Source organism: Amycolatopsis speibonae, from assembly GCF_042647925.1.
GTDB classification, from domain to species: domain Bacteria; phylum Actinomycetota; class Actinomycetes; order Mycobacteriales; family Pseudonocardiaceae; genus Amycolatopsis; species Amycolatopsis speibonae.
This window is the reverse complement of record NZ_JBHRWK010000161.1, coordinates 1-15,804: the sequence shown is the minus strand read 5'-3', so window position 1 is coordinate 15,804 and position 15,804 is coordinate 1. Positions and strand designations below refer to the sequence as shown.

Here is a 15,804-nt window from a genome sequence, read left to right as displayed (position 1 = left end):
CGCCGCAGGAGGTACCTTCACACCATGTCCACTCCACCCACCGCAGCGCCGGGAAGACCGTTCGGGCGCGTGCTCACCGCGATGGCCACCCCCTTCGACGCCGACGGCGCGCTGGACCTGAAGCGGGCGCAGGAGCTGGCCGAACACCTCGTGGAACTGGGCAACGACGGTCTCGTCGTGAACGGCACGACCGGGGAGAGCCCCACCACGACCGACGCCGAGAAGGCCGAGCTGGTCCGCGCCGTCGTCGAAGCCGTCGGTGATCGTGCGACGATCGTCGCCGGGGCGGGCACGAACAACACCGCGCACAGCATCGAGCAGGCGAAGCAGGCCGAAGCGGCGGGCGCCCATGGTGTCCTCGTCGTCACGCCCTACTACTCGCGGCCCAGCCAGGCCGGGCTCTACGCGCACTTCACCACCGTCGCCGACGCCACCGGCCTGCCGGTCATGCTCTACGACATCCCGCCGCGCTCGATCGTGCCCATCGAGGTCGACACGCTGCTGCGGCTCGCCGAGCACCCGCGCATCCTCGCGGTCAAGGACGCCAAGGGCGACCTGATCGCCGGCTCCGAGGTCATCGCCAACTCGCAGCTCGCCTACTACTCCGGTGACGACGGTCTCAACCTGCCGTGGGTCGCCGTCGGCGGCGCGGGCGTGGTCAGCGTGATCGGGCACGTCGTGGCCGGCCGGATCCGCGGCATGATGGACGCCTACGAGTCCGGCGACACCTCCACCGCGCGCACCAACCACCGCGGCATGCTGCCGGTCCTGCGGGCGATGTCCCGCGTCGGCGGTGTCGCGTTCTCGAAGGCGGCCCTGCGGCTGCGCGGCTTCGACATCGGTGACCCGCGGCTGCCCATCGTGGCCGCGAGTGACGAGCAGCTCCAGGCGATTTCCGCCGATCTCGCCCAGGGGGGCGTGCCGCTCGGCGAAAGCGCCGCCAGTGACTGGCATGGTGCACGAGTGGCACAAGCAGATTCAGCGGCGGCCTATACGGCGCCGACCTCACACACCAGCGTAGGGACCATGCCTCGGTGAGTTCATTGTCAACCGGACCCGGACCGACCACCCCGCCGCCGGCGCTGCCCGAAGGCGCCTTGCGCGTCGTGGCACTCGGCGGGATCGGCGAAGTCGGCCGCAACATGACCGTCTTCGAATTCGGCGGCCGTCTGCTGATCGTCGACTGCGGTGTCCTCTTCCCCGAAGACGACCAGCCCGGCGTCGACCTGATCCTGCCCGACTTCCGCGCGATCGAAGACCGCCTCGAAGACATCGACGGCCTAGTCCTCACCCACGGGCACGAGGACCACATCGGTGCCGTCCCGTTCCTGCTGCGGCTCTTCCCCGATCTGAAGATCTACGGATCCCGGTTCACGAACGCGCTGCTCGCGGCCAAGGCCAAGGAGCACCGTCAGCGGCCGAACCTGATCGAGGTCCGCGAGGGCGAGCGCCGCAAGGTCGGTGCGTTCGACCTGGAGTTCTTCGCGGTCAACCACTCGATCCCGGACGCGCTCGCGGTGGCCATCCGCACGCCCGCGGGTGTCGTGCTGCACACCGGTGACATCAAGCTCGACCAGCTCCCGCTCGACGGCAGGCTGACCGACCTCGCCGGGTTCTCCCGGCTCGGCGACGAGGGCGTGGACCTGTTCTGCGTCGACTCGACCAACGCCGAGGTGCCCGGGTTCGTCATGCCGGAGCGCGACATCGGCCCGGTGCTCGACGACGTCGTCCGCAAGGTCGGCCAGCGGGTCATCGTGGCCTGTTTCGCGAGTCACGTGCACCGCGTGCAGCAGGTGCTCGACGCCGCCGTGCGGCACGGGCGCCGGGTCGCGTTCGTCGGCCGCTCGATGGTCCGGAACATGGGCATCGCCGCCGACCTCGGCCTGCTGAACGTGCCCGACGGCCTGCTGGTCAACCTCGACCAGGCCAGCGACCTGCCCGAGAGCAAGGTGCTGTTCGTCTCGACCGGTTCGCAGGGCGAGCCGCTGTCGGCGCTGTCGCGGATGGCGCGCGGCGAGCACCGGCAGATCTCGATCCGCGCGGGCGACACCGTCGTGCTGGCCAGCTCGATGATCCCGGGCAACGAGACCGCGGTCTTCGGCGTCGTCAACGGCCTCACCCGGCTCGGCGCGAACGTCGTGCACCAGGGCAACGCCAAGGTGCACGTGTCCGGGCACGCGTCGGCGGGCGAGCTGCTGTACCTGTACAACGCGGTGCGCCCCAGCAACGTCATGCCGGTGCACGGCGAGTGGAAGCACCTGCGCGCCAACGGTGAACTGGCCGTGCGCACCGGTGTCGCGCCGGAGAACGTGGTCATCGCCGAAGACGGTGTCGTGGTCGACCTCGTCGACGGCAAGGCTTCGCGGACCGGCCGGGTCGAGGTCGGGCACGTGTACGTCGACGGCCTCTCGGTCGGCGACGTCGGCGAGTCGACCCTGTCCGACAGGCTCGTGCTCGGCGAGGGCGGGTTCATCGCCATCACGGTCGCCGTCGACACCAGCACCGGCCGCGCGGTGACGCGCCCGACCGTGTCCGGGCGAGGGTTCTCCGACGACCCGAAGGCGCTCGACGCCGTGCTCCCGATGGTGGAGATGGAACTGGCCAGGACCGAGGCCGAGGGCATCACCGACACGCACCGCATCGCCCAGGCCGTGCGCCGCGTCGTCGGCCGCTGGGTCGCCGACACCTACCGGCGCCGCCCGATGATCGTGCCGACGGTCATCCCCGTCTAGGCCTTTACGGACTTGCGGATCGTCACAGGTGCACCAGCAGTCGCAGCGGTTGCGCGTGAAGGACTCCTTCCCTCGGCTCAGCCGAGGGAACTCGACCTTCACACCTCTCCAAGTACGTGGTGGCCCCCTTCACTGCGCTAGGCGCAGTGAAGGGGGCCACCACGTACTTCAGAGATAATCACCGCATGATGGTGGGGTTGCAGGTACTGGCGGCGCTGGCGGGTGTCGCGCTCGGGGTGGGCGCGGTCTACCTGGGGCGGACGTTCATCGAGGGTGCTCGCCGCGACCGGAAGCTGAGGCCCGAGCAACTCGCCGTCGGGCTGCGGCGGGATCGCTGGGAGCGCGTCGTCGAGAAGATGGACAGCGAGGACGCCGCAGAGCGCCTCGCGAGCTTCGCGGACCTGGAGCGCTACGGGCGGGAAGACCCCAACGCGAGCGAAGACGTCATCGAGCTGGCGTGCGCGTACTTGCGCAAGCCCTTTCATTTCCCCGTCGAGGACGAGGAAGAGTTCCAGATCAGGCTCGCCGCACAGGGCCTGCTCACCCGGTATCTCCGGCGCTCCGGCGGCGTCGAAATCCGGGAAGCCGAGGAGTTCGACCTTCAAGACGCGGTGCTCGTCGAGCCGGATTTCGCGGACTGTGACCTCAGCGGCGCCGACTTCCGGGACGGCGTGATCGCCGACGGGAACTTCCGGGGTGCCCGGTTTTCGCGCTTCGCGAACTTCGACCGGGCGTATTTCACCGGCGCCACCGACTTCCGCGAGGCGGTCTTCCCCCGGTTCGCCAGTTTCCGCGGCGCGATGTTCGCCGGGACGACCACCTTCGCCGGGGCCGAGTTCGAGGACCGCGTGGACTTCGCCGACGCGCGGGTGGACCGGCCGGACGAGGAGCACTCGTGGCCGTATCCCTGGCGTGTCTGGGTGGCTTCGCCGGTCGCACAGGGGCGGCTCGTGCCGCGCAAGGACTAGCGGGTGGCGGCCGCTATCAGCAGGGCGAAGGCGATCGTGAGCGCCTGACCGAAGAGGGCGTTGCGGGCTTTGCGCTGTTCCGCACGAGTGGGCCGGTTCATCACGGATTCCCCCGGTTTCGAGTGTTTTCCTTACGGGACAAGTGTTCCGTGACGCGCTCTCGGGCACCTCCCGCCTCGGTAGGGTTCGCCTACGACGAAAGTCGCAGCCTTCCCCTAGGGGTGCGGGCGGCGTACCCTCGGACGCTCCTCGAACCCCAGGCCGGGAGAGTCGATGGGACGCCACACCACCGCCCGGACCCGAAGACGGATGCTGCTCCCCCTGATGGCGCTCGCGCTGGCGGCCGTGCTCGGCGCGGCCACTTGGGCGGCCGTGGCCCTGGCGCGGTCCGACCCCGGATGCGAGCCCGCGCGAGTGGTCGTCGCCGCGTCGCCCGACATCGCCCCCGCCGTCACCCAGACCGCTCGCGACCTCGCACTCGCCTGTGTCGCTTTCGACGTCCAGCCCAGGGAATCCCTCCAGATGGCGGAAGAGCTGTCCGGAACGGCGCCCCGGCCTCAAGCCTGGATCCCGTCCTCGACGCTGTTCCTGCGGCGCGCCGACGGGGTTCCGGCCTCCGGGCCGTCGGTGGCCAGTTCACCGGTGGTGCTCGCGGTCGCGGAACCGGTCGCGAAAGAGCTCGGCTGGCCCCGCAAGCCGCTGACCTGGCCGGAAGTGCTCGGCAGCCCGGGAATCGTCGCCGGAATGCCGGATCCCGTGCGCGACCCCGTCGGTGTTTCCGCGCTGCTGGCGCTCCGCGATGTCGCGAAGGACGCCTCGGATCCCGCCGCCGCGTACATGGCCTTGCTCCGGAAGTTCTCCACCACCACGTCCGACACGACGGCGGGTTCGCCGACGGTGTTCCCGGCGTCGGAGAACGCCGTGCTGCGGCACAATTCCGCGCTCGCCGAGGGGGAGGCGGCGCTGGTGGCCGCGTACTCACCCGCGTCGCTGTCGCTCGACTACCCGTTCGTCGAGATCGCGGGCGCGAACGAGCGGCAGGGCAGAGCCGTCGCGGAACTGAAGCGGGCCCTGCTCTACGGTTCCGCGACCGGCCCGCAGGCGGGCCTCCGCGCCTCGGGCGGACAGGCGTTGCGCCTGACCGAAACCGATCAACGCGTCGCGGCGGAAGGGCAGCGCAGCGCCGAGATCCCGGCCGCCGCCGAAGTCGACAAAGTGCTCAGCCAGTGGGCCGGGGTGAACGTGAGCGCCCGGGTCCAGGTGCTCATCGACGTTTCCGGTTCGATGAGCGCGCCTGTCCCGGGTACCGGCAAGTCCCGCCTGCGGATCACGCTGGAAGCGGTGGAGAACGCGCTGCATTTGTTCAAATCCACGTCACAGGTCCGTTTCCTGGCCTTCGCGACCAAGATGGACGGTGAGCGCGACTACCGGGAGATCCTGCCGATGGCGCCGGTCGGGCGGCAGCTGGCCGCGGTGGACCGGTTGCGCGCGGTGCGGGCCGTCCCGGACGGGCAGACCGGGCTCTACGACAGTGTCCTCGACATCTATCGGCTGGCGCGCAAGGAATGGGAGCCGGGGAAACTGAACCTGGTCACCGTGATGACCGACGGCCGCAACACCGACCCCGGCGGCATCAGCCGCGAGAACCTGATGGCGGAGCTGGGAAAGCTGCGTGACCCGGATCGTCCGGTGCCGTTGATCGCCATCGGGATCGGCCCGGACGCCGACGAGACCGAGCTCGCGCAGCTCGTCGCGCCCGTCGGCGGCCAGGCCTTCCTCAGCCGCGATCCCGCGAAGATCGGAGAGGTGTTTTACGGTGCTCTCGGCCGGATCGCCGGCGCTGGATGAAGTAGACGCCGAGGATCACCGCCAGGCTGATCAGGCTCAGGTACAGCTGGACCCGCGTGTCCGCGTCCACGAACAGCATCGACGCGACCACGGCCAGCGTCCCGGCGAGGGTGAGCCAGCTCAGCCAGGGGTAGCCCCACATTCGCAGCTTCAGCCGCTCCGGTGCCTCTGCCTCCAGGCGGCGCCGCATCCGCAGCTGCGAGCCTGCGATGATCGCGTAGACGAACAACGCGACCGCGCCGGCGGAGTTGATGATGAAGTAGAAGATCTTGTCCGGTGACACGAAGTTCATCACCACGGCGACGTAACCGACCGAAGTGGACACCAGGATCGCCTTCCACGGCACGCCGCGCCGGTTCGTGTCCGCGATCCACTTCGGTGCCCAGCCGTTGCCGTGCAACGCGAACAGCATGCGGGAAGCGGTGTACAGCCCCGAATTCAGCACCGAAAGCACGGCCGTCAGCACCACCGCGCTGACGATCGTCTCGGCGGCGGGGATGCCGAACCGGCCGAACGCGGCGGCGTACGGGCTCGTCGTCGTCGGGATGTCCCGCCAGCTCGTGATCATCACCAGCAGCGTCACGGATCCGACGTAGAACACGATGACCCGCCAGACGATCGACGAGGTCGCCTTGCGCACGGCCGTTTCGGGCTCCCGTGATTCGGCGGCGGCGATGGTGACGATCTCCGCGCCGAAGTAGGAGAAGATCACGATAACCACGCCGTGCACCACCGAGAACGGGCCGTTGACCAGGAAGCCGTCCTGCGCGATGTTGCCGACCGAGAACGATCCTCCTGGCCAGGCCCCGAGTACGAACAGGACGCCCACCACGAGGAACACCACGATCGTGGCGATCTTGACCGAGGCGAGCCAGAACTCCGTCTCTCCGAACGAACGGGCCGAGGCGAGGTTGGTCGCGGTCAGCAACAGCATCAAGATCAGCGAGAAGATCCATTGCGGCACAACGGGAATCCAGGTCTGGAGGATCTTCGCCCCGGCGACGGCCTCGAAAGCGACCACGCCGACCCAGAAGTACCAGTACAACCAGCCGACGGTGAAACCCGCCCAGCCGCCGAGCGAAGTCCGCGCGTATTCCATGAAGGAACCCTGTGACGGCGCGGCCGTCGCCATTTCGCCGAGCATCCGCATCACCAGCACGACGATCAGGCCGCCGATGGCGTAGGAGAGGACGGCCGCCGGGCCGACGGTGTGGATGACCGCGCCGCTGCCGATGAACAGGCTCGCCCCGATGATCCCGCCGAGCGCGATCATCCGGACGTGGCGTTGTCGCAGGTCCGGGCGAAGGCCCGCCCGTTCGGTGGTCCGGTCGGGAGTGGTTTCTGCGCTCATTCGCGGTTACCTCCTGTCGCCGGTGGCGGTGAATCGCGGGATTGTCCCACCGCAAGTGCGAGAGGAAAAGTGTTTGCGCAACCCCCGGTGAACAGGCCGAAGTGGACTCTGCCAACCTAGGTCCCTCCACCGCGCGTTCCGAGGAGCTCTTCGATGCCGCACGCCGTCCTCCGATCCCTGCCCGTCGCCCTGGCCACCGCCCTGGCCACCGCCCTGGCCGCCGTCGTGCTCGCGGGCTGCTCGGACGCGGCACCCCGGTCGCAGACGCCGCCTCCCGGGTCGTCGCCCGTGGCGCAGCAGGCGGCCGTTCCGTTCAACGACGCCGATCTCACGTTCGCGCGGCAGGCTCTCGCGCACCACCAGCAGGGTGTGGATCTGGCTTCCCTGGCGGAAACCCGGGCGGCGAACGAGCAACTGAAGGCGCTCGCGAAGCGGATCATCGACACGCACGAGCCGGAGATCGCGCGGCTTTCCGGGCTCATCGAGTCGTGGGGCCAGCCCGCGCCGGACGACCCGAACATCGAACACGTCCAGCACGACGGGTACATCGGCCCGGACGACATGGCGGGACTGGCGGGACTGTCCGGAAAGGACTTCGACCGCCAGTTCGTCACACGGCTGCTTCGCCAGCGCGAGGCGGGAGTCCGCATCGCCGACGCCGAGACGCAGCACGGCCGCAACCCCGACGCCCGCGATCTCGCCGCGACGACGTCGCGTTCGCAGCAGCAGGAGATCGGCGACCTACGGGGCTTCCAGAACGGTTGAGTCCGTCTGGACCACGTTCGTGGTCAACTGGACGATGTACGCGCCGGTCAGCAGCACCACCGCGCCAGCGGCTTGAATCCAGCTGAGCGCCTCACCCAGCAGCAGCCAGGCCGCGGCCGCCGCGATCAACGGCTCGACCAGTCCCACGACGCTCGCCACCGAGGCGGGGAGATGACGCAGCGCCGCCATGCCCGTCGCGTACGCGATGACTGTCGCGATCAGCACCAGCGCGACCAGCAGCGACCACACCGGCGGCTGCCACGGCCCGAACGACGTCGCCTTGCCGAGGACACTCCACGGAATCGTCCACGGCGGGGCGACCGCGCAGACCAGGACCGCGCCGATCGTCATCCCCCAGGTGACCATGCCGAGCGGATCCCGGTCCGCGACGCCGCGCTCGCCGAGCAGGAAGTACCCCGCCGAACAGACCGCCGCGCCCAGCCCGGCGAGCAACCCGACGACGTCCAGGCTGAGGCCCTCCCAGACCTGCGCGACCAGCATGAGCCCCGCCATCGCCAGCGCGATCCCCGCCCACATCGCCCGCGGCAGGTGCACCCGCCGCACGAACCGCACCCACAGCGCGATCAGCACCGGCGAGGTGAACTCGAGCAGGATCGCGATCCCGACCGGGATCCGGCCCGCCGCGAGGAAGTACATGAGCTGGACGCCGGCCACGCCGAGCGAGCCGTACGCCAGGAGCAGCGGCCACTCGCGCTTCGTCACCCTCAGGAGTTTCGGGCGGAAGACCGCGACCAGCGCGAGCAGCACGATCGCCGACAGCCCGATGCGGATCGCCGCGACCTGCTCGGGTGACAGGCCCGCCTGCATCGCCGGTTTGCCCAGTACGCCGGAGGTCCCGAAGAAGAGCGCGGCGAGCAGGATGAGCGTGATGCCCCGGCCGCGATGCGCGACGTGCGGAGTGGGGGCGGCGGCGAGTTCGGCGGTCACGGCCGGAGGGTAGAGGTCGGGTGCGGGCGGGGCGACCCGTTTTCCCAGCGGCTGGGCTCGGTGCAGGTCGGGGTGGGTCGGGGTGGTCGTGAGTGGCAAGTGTCGTTAGAACGCGACTTGCCACTCACGACCACGGTGAGGGGCGCGGTCTGGAGGCGGCCTGTCCGTGAGGGCCTCCTTCCCCGCCCCGCCCTGACGGTAGTAAAGGGGGCTTCAGGCGATAAGGGCGCGGGACGTGTGGTGGGTCGGGGTGGTCGTGAGTGGTAAGTGCCGTTCTAACGGCACTTACCACTCACGACCCAAGTGAGGGGCGCGGTCCGGAACCCCGCGTCAGTAGGAGGTGCCGCCGTCGGTCCAGTCGGTCTGGGCGAAGTCCTCGTCGTCGACGGGAGCGCGACGCGGCTTGGGCGCCGGGGCCGGTTCCGGGGGAGCGGCGACCGGCTGCTCGGCTTCGGTGGCTTCGAGAGCTTGGGGTTCAGGAGTGCCGTTCGGCCAGACGCAGGGTGAGGTCGCGCCGACATAGAACTTGCCGAGATCGTTCGCCTTGATCGACATGTCGAAGGCGTCGCCGGTGTTGCGCGCGAAGACGTACTGATCCGTCGGCCGGGAGTCGGTGAGGACCTTGAACGCGTGCGACTCCCACCATTGGATGACAGCAGTGAAATTCTCGGGGAAGTGGGCTGGATCCAAGCCGGTGATCTCGTAGGTCGCGGAGATCTCGAACCGGCCCTGCGGGCCTTTGTCGGTCGGGTCCGTGCACTCCGAACGGTTGCGGGTGAACGGCTTCAGCTCGGCTGCGGCGGGCAGCGCCGACAGCGCACCCTGGATGTACTGCTCGACCTTGTCGCGAGCCTGCTGTTCGGTGATCGTCGCTTTCATGTCGTCTCCAGAGGAACAGGCCGCCGAGAGCATCAGCAGGACGAGGATCGAGGGAAGTGCCCGGCGATTCACGTCGTCGGTTTCCCGGCGATGATCTGGCCGAGATTGTTCAGCGAAGGGTTGTTGTCTTCCCAGTATTCGCTGTGCGCTTCAGTGCTGTATCCGCCCCACCCGTCCGTGCCCGGCGCCGAGGTGAACACCTGCCCGCCGAAGTCCTTGTCGGTCGGGTCCTGGCCGAGGATCGGGTCGTACCCGGCGATCTCGACATTGGCCAGGTTGATCACGTCGTGTTCGGCCACGGTCGAGTGCACATGCTCGCCGGTCTCGCCCTGATCCACTCCATCGAGGTGCAACTGGCTCACGTCGTGCGCGCCGACGCCGGGGCTCGCCACGAAGACGAGTTCGTCCGCGGCGAGGCCGCCGTCGCGGGCCGCGTGGCCGACGACGGTGGTGCCATAACTGTGGCCCATCACGGTGTTGTGCGAAGGCGGTCCTTGGTGTGTTTCCCGCAGCCCGTCTTGGAATCCGGCGAGCGCGGCCTTGCCGCCGTCGGCGTACTTGTCCTTCGCGGCGTCGGTGATCTCGTTCGGCGCGTCGTAGCCGAGCCAGGTGATGACGGCGGTCGACGGGGAGCCCGAGGTCGTCGCCGCGGCCCACATCTTGTCGGAACGGTTGAGATCGCCGCCGATCTTCGACAGTTCCGAACCGGTCCCCGGCACGTACGTCGCGACGTTCGCCGCCGTGTCGGGATTGCCCGCGGAAACGATCGCCTTCCCGTCGCCGCCGGTGTCCAGCCCCAGCAGGAACGCCTGGGGTCCCGTGCGTTCGAGCCGGTCACGGATGGCTTCCAAGCCCTTGAGTTTGGGATCACCCTGCAGCCGTGCGATCTCGCGGGCGAGGACGGCGCGGTTGGCGGCGTCGCGGTCGGTCGCCGGGATGCCGTCGAGGTTGCCGACGAGACCCGGATTCCCTTGCAGCAGGGCGACTTTCGCCGTATCCGACAGGCTGGCCCACCAGGCCTTGTTGTCACCGGGGGAGCCGTTCTCCGGCGGGCCGATGATCGACAGGCCGCTTTGCGCGGCTCCGGCGTCCGCCGCCTGGGCGAGCGTGCTGCCGCCCTGTTCGGTGATCTCGCCGCGGAGGGCCCGACGCATGATGGCGGCGAAATCGGCGTCGACGTCGGTCGCGCGGCGCAGGATCTGTTCGACCCGGTCGGCGAGTTCCGCCGTCACACGCGGCTGGTCGGGCAGAACGGGACCGGATGGCCGGATATCACCCCCGGCGCTGATGAGAAGGCCGTGCCGCGAAGCGAGCTCGTCGGTCTCCCGCACGAACGCGACGATCCGGTCCAGCGCGATCTGCACCTCGTGCGCGCCCCGCCGGACAGCGGACGCCTCGGCGACGAGCTGTTCCAGGGTGGAGGTCAGCGATTCGCCCCGTGTCGAGGCGGCGGTGGCGGCGTCACCCGCCCAGCCCGTGAAACGGGCCATGGCTTCGACGTCGTCGTTCGCGGCGATGATCCGGGAGCAGCCGTCGTTGAGCGCGTCGGCGACCCGGCCGATCGCGGCCGGATCCCACCGGCGCACGTCACCCCAGGTGAGCATCAGACCGGCGTCCCGGCGGCGCGCAGGTCCCTCGACGCCTCCTGCTCGTTCGAGCGGTAGCGGACGGCCGCTTCGCCGAGCCGCTCGGCGTAGTCCGAGGTGTTCGCGGCCCAGCCCGGCACCGCACGGCCCCAGGCGTCCGCGAGCAGCCGGGCCGCTTCGCCGGACACGCCACCCGGCAAACCAGCCGCGACGCCGGCGAGCGTGACCGCGAGGTCCACTTGCCCGACGTCGTCCGAAGCCCGTTTCGCCGCGCTTGACGCGGAGCCGATCGCTTCCAGGACCACCTCGTACCCGCCGGCCATCCCGCTTCCTCCCCGTGGAGTGACGCTGTGTGACCACTCTACGACGCGGGGGACGGCCGTGCGGTTCCCGTCACCCGTCCTTGAAAAGGCCGTCGGCGATATAGCGCGACACGGTGGCGAGCCGCCGCCCCTGCAGCCGGAGCGCGTCCAGGGCGAGCTCGTCGGGTTCGGCGGATTTGCGCGAGACGAACGAGCCGCCGTACGGATTGCCCGATTCGAGCAACCGGGGGTCGGTGTAGCCGAGCGGCAGGACGATGGCGCCCCAGTGGTAGAAGATGTTGTTCGTCGCCAGCAGCGTCGCTTCGAGACCGCCGTGCGCGGTGGACGCGGTGGTGAACGACGTCGCGACCTTGTTCGCCAGCTTTCCCTTGGCCCACAGGCCGCCGGTACTGTCCAAAAAGGACTTCAGCTGGGCGGCGGGGCCACCGAAGCGGGTCGGGCTCCCGGCCGCGAAACCGTCGGCCCACTCCAGGTCTTCGAGCGTCGCCGTCTCGTGGTGCGGCCCCGCGTCCACCCACGCCTGCCAGCGCGGATTGCTCGCCACCGCGCCGGGCGGCGCGGTTTCGGGAACCGTGCGGACACGGACGTCGGCTTCGGCCTCACGCGCGCCTTCGGCCAGCGCCGACGCCAGTTTCGCGGTGTTGCCTGTCGCGCTGTAGTAGACGACGAGGATGCGGGTGCTCACGTCCGCCGACCTTAGGCGAGCGTGAACACCCGTCCCATGATCCGGGACTCAGTACTTCTTCCAGGGACTGACCGTGTCCGTCGGCCGCGTCGGGTCGTGGAACCGCGGCTTGTCCAGCTCGCCGCGGCGCAACGGGACCATGCCGTCGGTGATCGCCTGCATGATCTTGGCGTGCGCGCGGACCCCGGCGCCCGGCCGCTCCGGCTCGACCTCCGACAGGTCCACCGGGTCGCCGAAGTGCACTTGGAACCGCGGCCGCCGCATGGGCGCGCTCAGCCCGGACTTGGCGAGCGGCAGCAGGTCGGCGGGTCCGTTGACGGTCTCCGTCCCCCAGTACACGGCCTCGTGCGCGCCCCATTGGCTGATCGGGATCACCGGTACCCCGGCCGCCAGCGCGAGCCGCGCGGCGCCGGTCTTGCCCCGCTCCGGCCACAGTCCGGGATCGTGGCTGATCCGGCCCTCGGGATAGACGATCAGCGGGTCATGGGTGGTCCGCAGCGCCTCGGCGGCTTCGGCGAACTGGCCGATGGCGGTCGAAGACTCCTTGCGGTCGACCCGAAGGTGGCCGCTGACCCGCAGCGCGGGGCCGATGACCGGCGCGTCGAGGATGCCGCCCGCCAGCATGAACCGCGGGTTGATGCCGATCCGTTTACAGGCCGCCATCAGCACGAACGCGTCGAACACGCCGATGTGGTTGGCCGTCATGAGCAAGGGCTTCCGGCGCAGTTCCGCCGGCACACCGCCGGTCACGGTGAGTTTGCCGACGAAGTTGACCAGCCCCCGGTCGATGTTCAGCATCGTGCGCCAGATCGCTGGGGCGCGGCGAGCCGAATTTTCATCCTGATGCAGCGCGAACATGGGGCAGAGCATGTCATGAACCGCTTTTCACCCGGATGGCCGCTCAAGCTGTGACCTGAGACGAATGTTCCGCATGTGCTCCGAGTGGCAGCCGGGGCTGGAGGGTCGAGGCGGTTACCGTGGAGACATGGCTAGCGGGTCGACGACCAGGAAGCGGAGTACGGCGCGAAGCGGCGGCAGCAAGGGGCCGGCGCGAAAGCCGCGTACCCCGGCGAAGCCCAGGTCAACGGCTGCGAGGAAGCCCGCTCCACGGCGTCCGGCACCCCGGAAGAAGTCGTCCGGCACGTTCTCCAAGGGCGTGCGCGGCATCTGGAACCTGCTCGCGAAGGGCCTCGGCACCCTGGCGCGGACGGTGGGCCGCGGCCGCGAACTCGAACCCGAACACCGCCGCGACGGTCTCGCGCTCGGCCTGATCGCGCTGGCGCTGGTGATCGCGTTCGGCGTCTGGTGGCGGGCCGCGGGCCCGATCGGCGGCTGGGTGGAGGTCGGCACCCGCTCGCTGCTGGGTGCGGGGGCGGTGACGTTGCCGCTGGTGCTCAGCGTCGTCGCCGTCGCGCTGATGCGCTCGGAACCGGTGCCGGAGGCCCGGCCGCGGATGGTCATCGGCACCATCCTGGTCATCCTGGCCGTGCTCGGCATGCTGCACATCTTCACCGCGCTGCCCGAGACCAACGACGGCCGGATGTACGCCGGCGGGGTGATCGGCGCGTTCTCCGGCGGCCTGCTGACCATGGGCGTCACGACGTGGGTCGCCGTGCCGCTGCTGGTGCTGGCGCTGCTGTTCGGCACGCTCGTGTTCACCGGCACCCCGGTCCGCGAGATCCCGCACCGGCTGCGCAACTGGGGTCTCGACCCCGAAGAGATCGAAGAGGCCGAGGCCGAGCGCCAGGCCATCCACGACGAACGCGACGCCGTCACCGAAGCCGACCCGAAGGCGGTGCGCCTGCGGAAGCCGTCGCGGCGCCGTCAGGCCTCGGGTGACCAAGAGGGCGAGCAGCTCGACATCGAGGCGGCTTTGGCCGAAGTGCCGACGCCGCTGCGCCCGCCGAAGCCCGCCCCGCAGAGTTCATCCAAAAACGCTGTCGAGGAGAAGAAGCCGAAGAAGGCTGAGGCGCCGCTGGCGGTCACCAGGACCGTCGAGGGCGACTACAAGCTGCCGCCGCCGGATCTGCTGAAGCTCGGCGAAGCGCCGAAGTCCCGCAGCAAGGCCAACGACGCCATGATCGAGGCGATCACCGGCGTGCTGGAGCAGTTCAACGTCGACGCGCAGGTCACCGGCTTCACGCGGGGCCCGACCGTCACCCGGTACGAGGTCGAACTCGGCCCCGGTGTGAAGGTCGAGAAGATCACCGCGCTGACCAAGAACATCGCCTACGCGGTGGCTACCGACAATGTCCGGCTGCTGGCGCCGATCCCCGGCAAATCCGCGGTCGGCATCGAGGTGCCGAACTCCGACCGCGAGATGGTGCGCCTCGGCGACGTGCTGCGCGCGCCGTCCACGGTCAAGGACAACCACCCGATGGTCATCGGGCTCGGCAAGGACATCGAAGGCCATTTCGTCACCGCGAACCTGACGAAGATGCCGCACCTGCTGGTGGCGGGGTCCACCGGTTCCGGTAAGTCGAGCTTCGTGAACTCGATGCTGGTGTCGCTGCTCGCGCGGGCGACGCCGGACGAGTGCCGGATGATCCTGATCGACCCGAAGATGGTCGAGCTGACCCCGTACGAGGGCATCCCGCACCTGATCACGCCCATCATCACCCAGCCGAAGAAGGCCGCCGCCGCGCTGGCCTGGCTGGTGGAGGAGATGGAGCAGCGCTATCAGGACATGCAGGTCAACAAGGTCCGGCACATCGACGACTACAACAAGAAGGTGCGCTCGGGCGAGATCACCGCGCCGCCGGGCAGCGAGCGCGTGTACGCGCCGTACCCGTACATCATGGCGATCGTCGACGAGCTCGCCGACCTGATGATGACCGCCCCGCGTGACGTCGAGGACGCGATCGTCCGGATCACCCAGAAGGCGCGTGCCGCCGGGATCCACCTGGTCCTGGCGACCCAGCGCCCGTCGGTCGACGTCGTCACCGGCCTGATCAAGACCAACGTGCCGTCGAGGCTGGCGTTCGCGACCTCCTCGCTCACCGACTCGCGGGTCATCCTCGACCAGCCGGGCGCGGAGAAGCTCATCGGTATGGGTGACGCCCTGTACCTGCCGATGGGCGCCGGGAAACCGGTCCGTATCCAGGGCGCCTTCGTCGGCGACGAAGAGATCGCCGCCGTGGTGAACTTCGCGAAGGAGCAGGCGCAGCCGGACTACCAGGACGGCGTCACCGCGGCGAAGGCGGGCGAGAAGAAGGAGATCGACTCCGACATCGGCGACGACCTCGACGTCCTGCTGCAGGCCGCCGAGCTGATCGTCACCTCGCAGTTCGGCTCGACGTCGATGCTGCAGCGGAAGCTGAGGGTCGGCTTCGCCAAGGCCGGACGCCTGATGGACCTGCTGGAGAGCCGGGGCGTCGTCGGTCCTTCGGAGGGCTCGAAGGCGCGGGACGTGCTGATCAAGCCGGAGGAGCTGGAGTCGGTGCTGTTCATGATCCGCGGTGGCGGGGACGCGAACGGTGGGGACGTTTCCGACGACTGACGCCTCGTGAGTGTTAATGACGGTTATCGACGGGCCGGGCAAAGGTGTCGGGTCGTTGTGGCCGGCGAGAGCGTGAGAGATCACTCAGGGTGACGGGTGTGTGGAAATAGAGACGTTGAGCCTGGATCCACCGGCGTGTTTGTTGGATGGTCTTGATGGTGTTTGTTGATCATGTGTTTGGTGGGTGGGTGTGGTGGATCACCGGTCGTCGCATCCGGTG

At 69.3% G+C, this 15,804-nt stretch carries 14 protein-coding genes; 6 read left to right on the top strand and 8 right to left on the bottom strand.

Annotated elements, in window-relative coordinates:
• Window positions 1-24: 24 nt before the first annotated feature.
• The 4 genes from dapA to ACFOSH_RS43765 all read left to right on the top strand — a co-directional run bounded on the left by dapA (window position 25) and on the right by ACFOSH_RS43765 (window position 5,548).
• Window positions 25-1,038, top strand: a complete 1,014-nt coding sequence (gene dapA, locus ACFOSH_RS43780) for a 4-hydroxy-tetrahydrodipicolinate synthase (RefSeq protein ID WP_378247694.1) — start codon at window positions 25-27, stop codon at window positions 1,036-1,038.
• Between the two features lie 5 nt (window positions 1,039-1,043).
• Window positions 1,044-2,732, top strand: a complete 1,689-nt coding sequence (locus ACFOSH_RS43775) for a ribonuclease J (RefSeq protein WP_378247771.1) — start codon at window positions 1,044-1,046, stop codon at window positions 2,730-2,732.
• Between the two features lie 185 nt (window positions 2,733-2,917).
• Window positions 2,918-3,700: a pentapeptide repeat-containing protein gene (locus tag ACFOSH_RS43770; RefSeq protein ID WP_378247692.1), complete on the top strand. Its 783-nt coding sequence runs from the start codon at window positions 2,918-2,920 to the stop codon at window positions 3,698-3,700.
• Window positions 3,701-3,973: 273 nt separating this feature from the next.
• Complete coding sequence (locus ACFOSH_RS43765) at window positions 3,974-5,548, top strand: VWA domain-containing protein (protein WP_378247690.1); 1,575 nt, start codon at window positions 3,974-3,976, stop codon at window positions 5,546-5,548.
• On the opposite strand, the gene ACFOSH_RS43760 is transcribed toward ACFOSH_RS43765, so the two are convergent.
• Window positions 5,478-6,899 carry an amino acid permease gene (locus ACFOSH_RS43760; RefSeq protein WP_378247688.1) on the bottom strand — a complete coding sequence of 474 codons (1,422 nt, stop codon included), beginning with the start codon at window positions 6,897-6,899 and terminating at the stop codon, window positions 5,478-5,480. The two genes, ACFOSH_RS43765 and ACFOSH_RS43760, sit on opposite strands and share 71 nt — an antisense overlap.
• A 153-nt stretch (window positions 6,900-7,052) precedes the next feature.
• On the opposite strand from ACFOSH_RS43760, the gene ACFOSH_RS43755 reads away from it, so the two are divergent.
• The gene (locus ACFOSH_RS43755) at window positions 7,053-7,664 is read left to right on the top strand and encodes a DUF305 domain-containing protein (RefSeq protein WP_378247686.1); all 612 of its coding nucleotides are present in this window, start codon (window positions 7,053-7,055) and stop codon (window positions 7,662-7,664) included.
• Here the strand turns inward: ACFOSH_RS43755 and ACFOSH_RS43750 are convergent.
• The 7 genes from ACFOSH_RS43750 to ACFOSH_RS43720 all read right to left on the bottom strand — a co-directional run bounded on the left by ACFOSH_RS43750 (window position 7,641) and on the right by ACFOSH_RS43720 (window position 13,252).
• Window positions 7,641-8,612, bottom strand: a complete 972-nt coding sequence (locus ACFOSH_RS43750) for an EamA family transporter (protein ID WP_378247684.1) — start codon at window positions 8,610-8,612, stop codon at window positions 7,641-7,643. The two genes, ACFOSH_RS43755 and ACFOSH_RS43750, sit on opposite strands and share 24 nt — an antisense overlap.
• 330 nt (window positions 8,613-8,942) lie before the next feature.
• Window positions 8,943-9,491, bottom strand: coding sequence for a hypothetical protein (locus tag ACFOSH_RS43745; RefSeq protein ID WP_378247682.1), 549 nt, complete (start codon window positions 9,489-9,491; stop codon window positions 8,943-8,945).
• A gap of 68 nt (window positions 9,492-9,559) precedes the next feature.
• Window positions 9,560-11,095 carry an alpha/beta hydrolase gene (locus ACFOSH_RS43740; protein WP_378247680.1) on the bottom strand — a complete coding sequence of 512 codons (1,536 nt, stop codon included), beginning with the start codon at window positions 11,093-11,095 and terminating at the stop codon, window positions 9,560-9,562.
• Entirely contained in the window at window positions 11,095-11,400 is a 306-nt protein-coding gene (locus ACFOSH_RS43735) for a hypothetical protein (RefSeq protein WP_378247678.1), read from the bottom strand. The genes ACFOSH_RS43740 and ACFOSH_RS43735 overlap by 1 nt, the downstream gene beginning before the upstream one ends.
• Before the next feature lie 70 nt (window positions 11,401-11,470).
• On the bottom strand, window positions 11,471-12,085 hold the full coding sequence (gene wrbA / locus ACFOSH_RS43730) for an NAD(P)H:quinone oxidoreductase (protein ID WP_378247676.1): 615 nt from the start codon (window positions 12,083-12,085) through the stop codon (window positions 11,471-11,473).
• 48 nt (window positions 12,086-12,133) lie between these two features.
• A complete protein-coding gene (locus ACFOSH_RS43725) occupies window positions 12,134-12,943 on the bottom strand; it encodes a lysophospholipid acyltransferase family protein (protein WP_378247674.1) in 810 nt (269 codons plus the stop codon).
• A gap of 114 nt (window positions 12,944-13,057) precedes the next feature.
• Entirely contained in the window at window positions 13,058-13,252 is a 195-nt protein-coding gene (locus ACFOSH_RS43720) for a hypothetical protein (protein ID WP_378247672.1), read from the bottom strand.
• On the opposite strand from ACFOSH_RS43720, the gene ACFOSH_RS43715 reads away from it, so the two are divergent.
• The gene (locus ACFOSH_RS43715) at window positions 13,242-15,584 is read left to right on the top strand and encodes an FtsK/SpoIIIE family DNA translocase (protein ID WP_378247670.1); all 2,343 of its coding nucleotides are present in this window, start codon (window positions 13,242-13,244) and stop codon (window positions 15,582-15,584) included. The two genes, ACFOSH_RS43720 and ACFOSH_RS43715, sit on opposite strands and share 11 nt — an antisense overlap.
• Window positions 15,585-15,804: the final 220 nt, after the last annotated feature.